This is a genomic window from Sphingorhabdus sp., assembly GCF_046596595.1.
GTDB lineage: Bacteria > Pseudomonadota > Alphaproteobacteria > Sphingomonadales > Sphingomonadaceae > Sphingorhabdus_B.
On sequence record NZ_JBKJMB010000032.1, the window covers coordinates 1 to 6,455 of the forward strand.

Genomic DNA, 6,455 nt, shown 5'->3' on the forward strand with positions numbered 1-6,455 from the left:
CGGATTGATTGAGCCTGTGGCTTTTCAGGCACCGCATTACTGGTTTGCGGCGTATGCGGGCTATCGTTCATGATCTAGGTTGTACCACAGGCACAAGCGAGGCAAGCTGGAAGATAACCTGATTAGCTTTATTCTCGATTTGAACGTCGATAACAAATACGGACTCCAAGTTGAGCCCGGCAGTTTTAATTGAAAAAATGTCGCGCCAATAGGACGCTCAGGGCAATCCAAACAAGCAAAACGACGACTGCAGCCCACAGGCTTACCGGACGTTCCAGTCTTTCGGACGCAAGCAACCGGAATTCGGCCATCAACGGCGGGGGTATTAGACGCACTGCGAGCCACATTCCTGCGGGGATGAGGATCAAATCATCAAGATAGCCGAGCACCGGTATAAAGTCCGGGATGAGGTCAATTGGACTGAGCGCATAGGCGGCGGTCGCTCCGGCGACAATTTTTGCCAAAGGGGGAATGCGCGGGTCACGGGCAGCAAGCCACAGTGCCATGACATCACGCTTCAAATTTCGGGCCCAAATTTTTATGTTCAATGCAATTTTCCAGTTACCTGTATTCAGGTTGCCTTGGTGACACCGCGCGCGATCTTACCTCAAGCAAAGGCGCATTGGCGGTGCCCGCATTGCGGACACTTGACGCCAACGCACCAAATTGGGAGCAGAGCAGAACTATATTTTGCTGGCCTTATTTGACACCCATTTCCTGCAGCAGACGGTTAGCGCCATCAACCTTTTCCATCGTCCACAGCATGTAGCGGCCATCGACATGAATGGTCCGATTTACGCTTGGATCAAACGACCAATCAGCGACTACACCATCCAGCGTACCGTCAAAGGCCAACCCGACAAACTCACCTTTGGCGTTCAAAGTTGAGGATCCGGAATTTCCGTTTGTAATATCGACGGTAGAGAGAAAATTGACCGGCAAGGTTCCAAGGGTCGGGTCGGCATAAGTGCCAAAATCCCGCGCCTTCAGGCTTGCAATAGCAGTGGCGGGCGCATTGAACTCGCCGCGGCCAGTCTGCTTGGCAACAACGCCCTCTGCTGTGGTGAATGGCGTCCAGATTTGACCGTCACGCGTTTTGCCGGTCACTTTCCCATAGGTAAACCGCAATGATCCGTTGGCATCGGGGTAAAGCGTTCGCCCTTGTGACTTGGCAAACGCAAGCTGTCCTTCCATGACCACCGAACGTGCTGCCTGAATCCGGCCAGATCGCGCCTTGGCCTTATTTTCATCAGCGATCACATTCGGATAGGCGGCCACGGCCAGTTGAATGAACGGATCATCGGATGTTTCAAATTCCGCAGCCGACTTGTTAAGCCAGTTCGCGCGCGTCGCGCTGTCGCCCAATTGTGTGGTCGCGTATAATTTGTCGACGCCGATTGCTGCAAGCTTTGCTTCAAATTCGGCATTGCGCTTGTCAGCGGGCACCTTGCGATACTCAACGAGAGCCTGCTCGAACAAGACGCGGTCTACGCCTGCATCATAGCGGCGCTCCATTTGCGCCAGACGTTCAGTAACCGGCAGCCGATCACGTTCCTGATAGCCAGAATCGCGCTGCGCATTGGGCTTCTGCTGCTCCTTTGCCCATCGATACAGCAACGTTGCCGCCGAGAGCAGCTGCGAACGACCCAAAGTTGACAGTCGCAATCCGTTTAGCCGCGCATCGGTGGACTCAGAGATATTTGCATCTAGCGCCACCAGTGCAGGGCCATATTTCGCAGTGCGACCCGCATCACCTGCAACCCACGCACGAAAAGCAGTATCCGCAGAATCCTTTCTTGCCATCAGGCCAATTGCGTCCGCACCTGCAATCTCACCCAACAGTTTCTTCTTATAATTGTCAGAACCTTTGAGGATGGAGGCATATTTAATTTGCGTCGCTGGATTCCCGGCCGTCGCCCGGACGATAGCGTCAGAATACTCGGCACGCAGCTGCTGGTCGATGGGATAGACGCTGTCAAAAACATGTTTGACTTCGGCAGCGGTTTGCAGGCGCTGTGTGACGCCGGGAAAACCTGCAACCATAACGAAATCGCCTTCAGTCAGCGGTGTAGTGGCAATTTCCAACCATGATTTAGGCTTATAAGGCACATTTTCCTTAGCATATGGCGCGGATGAACCATCGGGTGAAACATATGCCCGATAAAAGCCAAAGTCCCCGGTGTGACGTGGCCACTGCCAGTTATCTGTTTCGCCACCAAAGTTACCAATGCCGCTTGCCGGGGCATACACAAGCCGGACATCTTTTATCTCCAGTTGTTGTTGCAGATAATATGTATGCCCTCCAAAATAAGCACGCACGTCACAACGCCGATTGGCCTGCTTTTCACACGCGGCAATCAAGCCCTTGCGATTTGCCTCAAGCCGATCAAATCGGGCTAAACCGTCGAGCTTGGTGGTCACATTTTTATTCATTGCCGCGGTCACATCGCGCAAATCTTCAATAACATAAATGCGCGATCCAGGGGCTGCCTGCACGTCATCGGCGTTGGTCTTCGCAAGGAACCCGTCAGTCAAATAATCTTGTCCAGGTTTTGAGTTATACTGGATCGACCCATAGACACAGTGATGATTGGTCGCGACTAAGCCGTCGGGGCTAAGAAACGCAGCCGAACATCCGCCTAACGACACGATGGCGTTCATTGGGGAGGACTGCAAATTGCTCAGTAAAGACGGATCGATTTCCAACCCCGCTTCTTTGAGTTTGGATGCAAGTTCAGGTGTCTGATTAGGGAGCCACATACCTTCCTCAGCAAACGCAGCGCCTGACAAGAAAAGTACACTCAAGGCGCAGCTACCCAGCAAAAATGAACGCATCAAAATCTCCTTTTGAATCTATCACTACCCACTAGCAAAGTTGCGACAACAGGCAAGATTCAACCAGCTAAATAGTATTTAGTTTTCTGCAGAGCGTGCCAACCGCCGGCAACACCCTTTATGCCTGGCGGCAAACTGCCGCGACATGTGGGGTGCATACAACCGCGGCACCGCCATGACAGCGGTGCCGCTAATTTGGCTATCGGGCGAAAAGGACTAGACTCTAAGCCCTAAAATTTATGTCCTTACCGGCAACGACGGCTGCCTTTGTCGATTTCACGTCCGAGCAAAGCACCACCGGCTGCACCGATGATCGTTCCAACGGTCTTGTCGCCGCGACCGGCAATCTTGTTTCCGGCAATGCCGCCAACAGCAGCACCGATCACTAAGCCGGTTGTGCCGTTTTTCCGACGACAATACATCCGTCCGTCCTTACCGCGCCAGCTGCGGAAGTTATCTCTGCTTTGATTTGAAATGTCGGCTTTATAAGCGGGCTTCGCCGTGGCAACTGAAAATTGGTCGGCAGCGAGAACGCCCGCGCCCGGAACAACCAGCGTAGCTGCGGCCAGTGCAAATATCGTTTTCTTCACATTCGTTCTCCTTGTTTGAACCTCATCATTTTTACAATTTGTTACATGAACGACGCTTGCACGATTATGAAACCTCGCGCCAAAGCGGGGCGAGTTGACGACGGGCCGAGTTTATATATACTTTCCGCCAATTATATTGCGGGTCGCAGACCCACTATCCTGTCTATTTTACAGGCGGTAGTTTACCGGAAAAATTCGTGTCGCCCAGATGGATGGGTAGAGGTTCTGTAGAGATTGTGGGTTTAACCGATTGCATGATCCGGGTTTGGAGAATGTGTCACCAATATTAAAACAGGCCTTGGATCTGTCCGTTGGCGTCGATCGAAATATTCTCAGCCGCCGGTACGCGCGGCATGCCGGGCATGGTCATGATATCACCGCAAATTGCCACAACAAACCCGGCACCTGCCGACAACCGTACTTCGCGAACGACGATGTCATGACCAACCGGTGCGCCCAGTTGCGACGGATCGGTTGAGAAGCTATATTGAGTTTTGGCGATACAGACTGGCAGACTTCCAAAACCTGACGCCTCCCAGCGCGCGAGCTGGGCGTGAACGCTTGGCGACGCAACTGCGTGTTCGGCACGGTAAATTTTTTGGGCAATCATGTTGATTTTGTCGAAAAGTGGGATAGCATCTTCATAAAGTGATGAAAATGCTGCCGGCATTTCGGCAGCGTCAACAACGCATTGCGCAAGTGCCTCGGCACCTTGGCTGCCGTCACTCCAATGCGAACAAATGATAGCCTTAGAACCGTTCGTGCCAGCAACATCACAGATCACCTCCAGTTCGTCTTCACTGTCCGTGTTGAAGCGGTTGATGGCTACAATTGCGGGCACACCAAAACGACGAATATTCTCGATATGGCGCTCAAGGTTTACACTCCCGCGTCGAACCGCCTCGACATCACAGGTCGCAAGGTCCGCTTTGGCAACACCACCATTTAGTTTCAACGCGCGGACAGTAGCGACAATTACCACTGCGGCAGGGCGCAGATTTGCCTGCCGGCATTTAATATCAAAGAATTTTTCGGCTCCCAAGTCTGCGCCAAATCCAGCCTCGGTAACAACATAGTCCGCCAGTTTAAGCCCTGTGCGTGTTGCAATGACCGAATTGCAGCCATGCGCTATGTTGGCAAACGGTCCGCCATGGACCAGTGCGGGGTTTCCTTCCAGGGTTTGAACAAGGTTTGGCTTTATCGCCTGTGCGAGGAGCGCTGCCATTGCTCCGTCCGCCTTCAGATCGCGTGCAGTCACAGCCGTGTCTTTTGCTGTGTAGCCAATTACGATGCGACCGAGCCGTGCCTCAAGATCCTCGAGATCATTCGCAAGACACAAGATCGCCATTACCTCAGAAGCAACGGTGATATCGAAACCCGACTCTCGTGGAAAACCGTTGGAGCGACCACCCAACGACTGCACGATATCACGCAAGGCCCGATCATTCATATCAAGCACGCGCCGCCACACGATCCGCCGGACGTCAATGTCGAGGGCATTGCCCCAATGAATATGATTGTCGATCATGGCTGCGAGCAGATTGTGTGCACTGGTGATCGCGTGGAAATCTCCAGTGAAGTGCAGATTAATTTCGTCCATCGGAATGACCTGCGCATAACCCCCGCCCGCAGCGCCGCCTTTGGTGCCGAAACACGGGCCAAGTGATGGTTCGCGCAGGCATAGCATTGTTTTTTTGCCTATCCGGTTCAGTGCGTCTGCAAGACCAATTGAAGTCGTTGTCTTGCCTTCGCCAGCCGAAGTCGGATTAATTGCAGTCACGAGAATAAGTTTTCCACTGGCATCGGCTGTGCCTAGCTGGCTGACCTCGATTTTGGCTTTGTAATGACCATAGGGTTCAACCGCAGCAGCAGGAATCCCCGCGCGTTCTGCGACCTTCTGAATGGGTTGTATTGCGGCAGCGCGCGAAATTTCAATGTCTGATTGCATTGCTACCCCCTAGCACCGGCACCAGAGGCGCAATAGATATATGCTACGCACAGTCATCGAATTCGCTCTCCTGCGCGCGGAATGCCTTCAACTCGTCTACCCCTAGAACAAGTCGCACGCCAAGCGATCCAGTCCCGTTGAGCACTGGCTGTTTTTTTAAAAAAATGTCTATCGATGTTATTTCAGCGTAACCGGCGCATACCTTAATGATGCGTGTCATCAAAAACTCTTGCGTCTCGTACTTTTGCTGGCCTGCAATTCGGTTGATCTCGGCGATAAGCGGGTCGTAGTCAAAAACGAGCGACATATCATCCGCGATGATTTGTACTCGGTCTGGACAAATGGAGAGCGTCAAGTCGAGAATATGCGCATCGGGGATGACATCGTGCGGGCCATATGTTCCAAGCGTTGTTGGAAGCTCGAGGCCGCGTAGTTCAACTGTAGCCACTCGCGTCATGTAACTTGATTTTCATAATAATGCCGATTGCAGTTTTTATACGTCATCGGCCAGCACCGACACGACAGCAAATTCCTGTATAGCGGACAGAAATCTGCGCGGTTTTTGAATAAAACTCGCGGAGTTACTCAGAAATTTTTGCTATAAGTCGACCAGAAGCCCGATTGGTAATTTCAATCTGACGCAAAGCAGAAGCGCTTCCCCACTCACCGATCTCGTCCATTGTTCGGCCACAACCGCTACAAAAGCGGCTTTTAACATTCAGCTTGCAATGACCTTTGCAAGGGGACGGCGGAAATTGAACCATGAGGTGTTGCAAAGCATATGTAGCTGTTATTCGCAACCGCCAACCAAGTCCAAGACCACATTTTCAGGAGCGACGAGGCGCGAAATTCCGCTGCTGTTATTTCCATCACTGGCACTGGCATCAAGCAGGCGGCATTTGCAGTCCGCTTGCTTGCAGCACAAGCGCCTGGATGACCGCTACACCGAACCAATGTCCGCAATCTGCTAACGCAGCGCGCGTCATCAATTCCCGGTAACGGTGGGTAACGAGCACCACGGGCACGATGAACCCCAACCAAATAACCACGGCGCTTCCGATGGCCATCGTCCAACCATCGGC

Annotated in this window: 6 protein-coding genes and 1 pseudogene; all 7 read right to left on the bottom strand. The window is 52.6% G+C overall.

Translation table 11 applies throughout. The annotated features are described in order from the left end of the window. Positions 1 to 185 precede the first annotated feature (185 nt). Positions 186 to 548 (bottom strand): YkvA family protein, encoded by a 363-nt coding sequence (locus ACLL9E_RS02865; protein ID WP_411290235.1) that lies wholly within the window; start codon positions 546 to 548, stop codon positions 186 to 188. Between the two features lie 151 nt (positions 549 to 699). Next, a complete protein-coding gene (locus ACLL9E_RS02870) occupies positions 700 to 2,835 on the bottom strand; it encodes a S46 family peptidase (protein ID WP_411290236.1) in 2,136 nt (711 codons plus the stop codon). 245 nt (positions 2,836 to 3,080) lie between these two features. Beyond that, positions 3,081 to 3,425 (bottom strand): glycine zipper 2TM domain-containing protein, encoded by a 345-nt coding sequence (locus ACLL9E_RS02875; RefSeq protein ID WP_411290237.1) that lies wholly within the window; start codon positions 3,423 to 3,425, stop codon positions 3,081 to 3,083. Positions 3,426 to 3,711: 286 nt separating this feature from the next. Beyond that, positions 3,712 to 5,373: a formate--tetrahydrofolate ligase gene (locus tag ACLL9E_RS02880; RefSeq protein WP_411290238.1), complete on the bottom strand. Its 1,662-nt coding sequence runs from the start codon at positions 5,371 to 5,373 to the stop codon at positions 3,712 to 3,714. Positions 5,374 to 5,416: 43 nt separating this feature from the next. Continuing rightward, positions 5,417 to 5,830, bottom strand: a complete 414-nt coding sequence (locus ACLL9E_RS02885) for a dihydroneopterin aldolase (RefSeq protein WP_411290239.1) — start codon at positions 5,828 to 5,830, stop codon at positions 5,417 to 5,419. Between the two features lie 124 nt (positions 5,831 to 5,954). Continuing rightward, complete coding sequence (locus ACLL9E_RS02890; protein WP_411290240.1) at positions 5,955 to 6,137, bottom strand: DUF1289 domain-containing protein; 183 nt, start codon at positions 6,135 to 6,137, stop codon at positions 5,955 to 5,957. A 120-nt stretch (positions 6,138 to 6,257) separates the two neighbouring features. After that, positions 6,258 to 6,455: pseudogene (locus tag ACLL9E_RS02895) on the bottom strand (hypothetical protein); the annotation flags it as partial.

Coding starts and splice junctions, on each gene's coding strand:
- ACLL9E_RS02880 (WP_411290238.1), bottom strand. CDS start 5,373: ATGCAATCAGACATTGAAATTTCGCGCGCTGCCGCAATACAACCCATT.
- ACLL9E_RS02870 (WP_411290236.1), bottom strand. CDS start 2,835: ATGCGTTCATTTTTGCTGGGTAGCTGCGCCTTGAGTGTACTTTTCTTG.
- ACLL9E_RS02885 (WP_411290239.1), bottom strand. CDS start 5,830: ATGACGCGAGTGGCTACAGTTGAACTACGCGGCCTCGAGCTTCCAACA.
- ACLL9E_RS02890 (WP_411290240.1), bottom strand. CDS start 6,137: ATGGTTCAATTTCCGCCGTCCCCTTGCAAAGGTCATTGCAAGCTGAAT.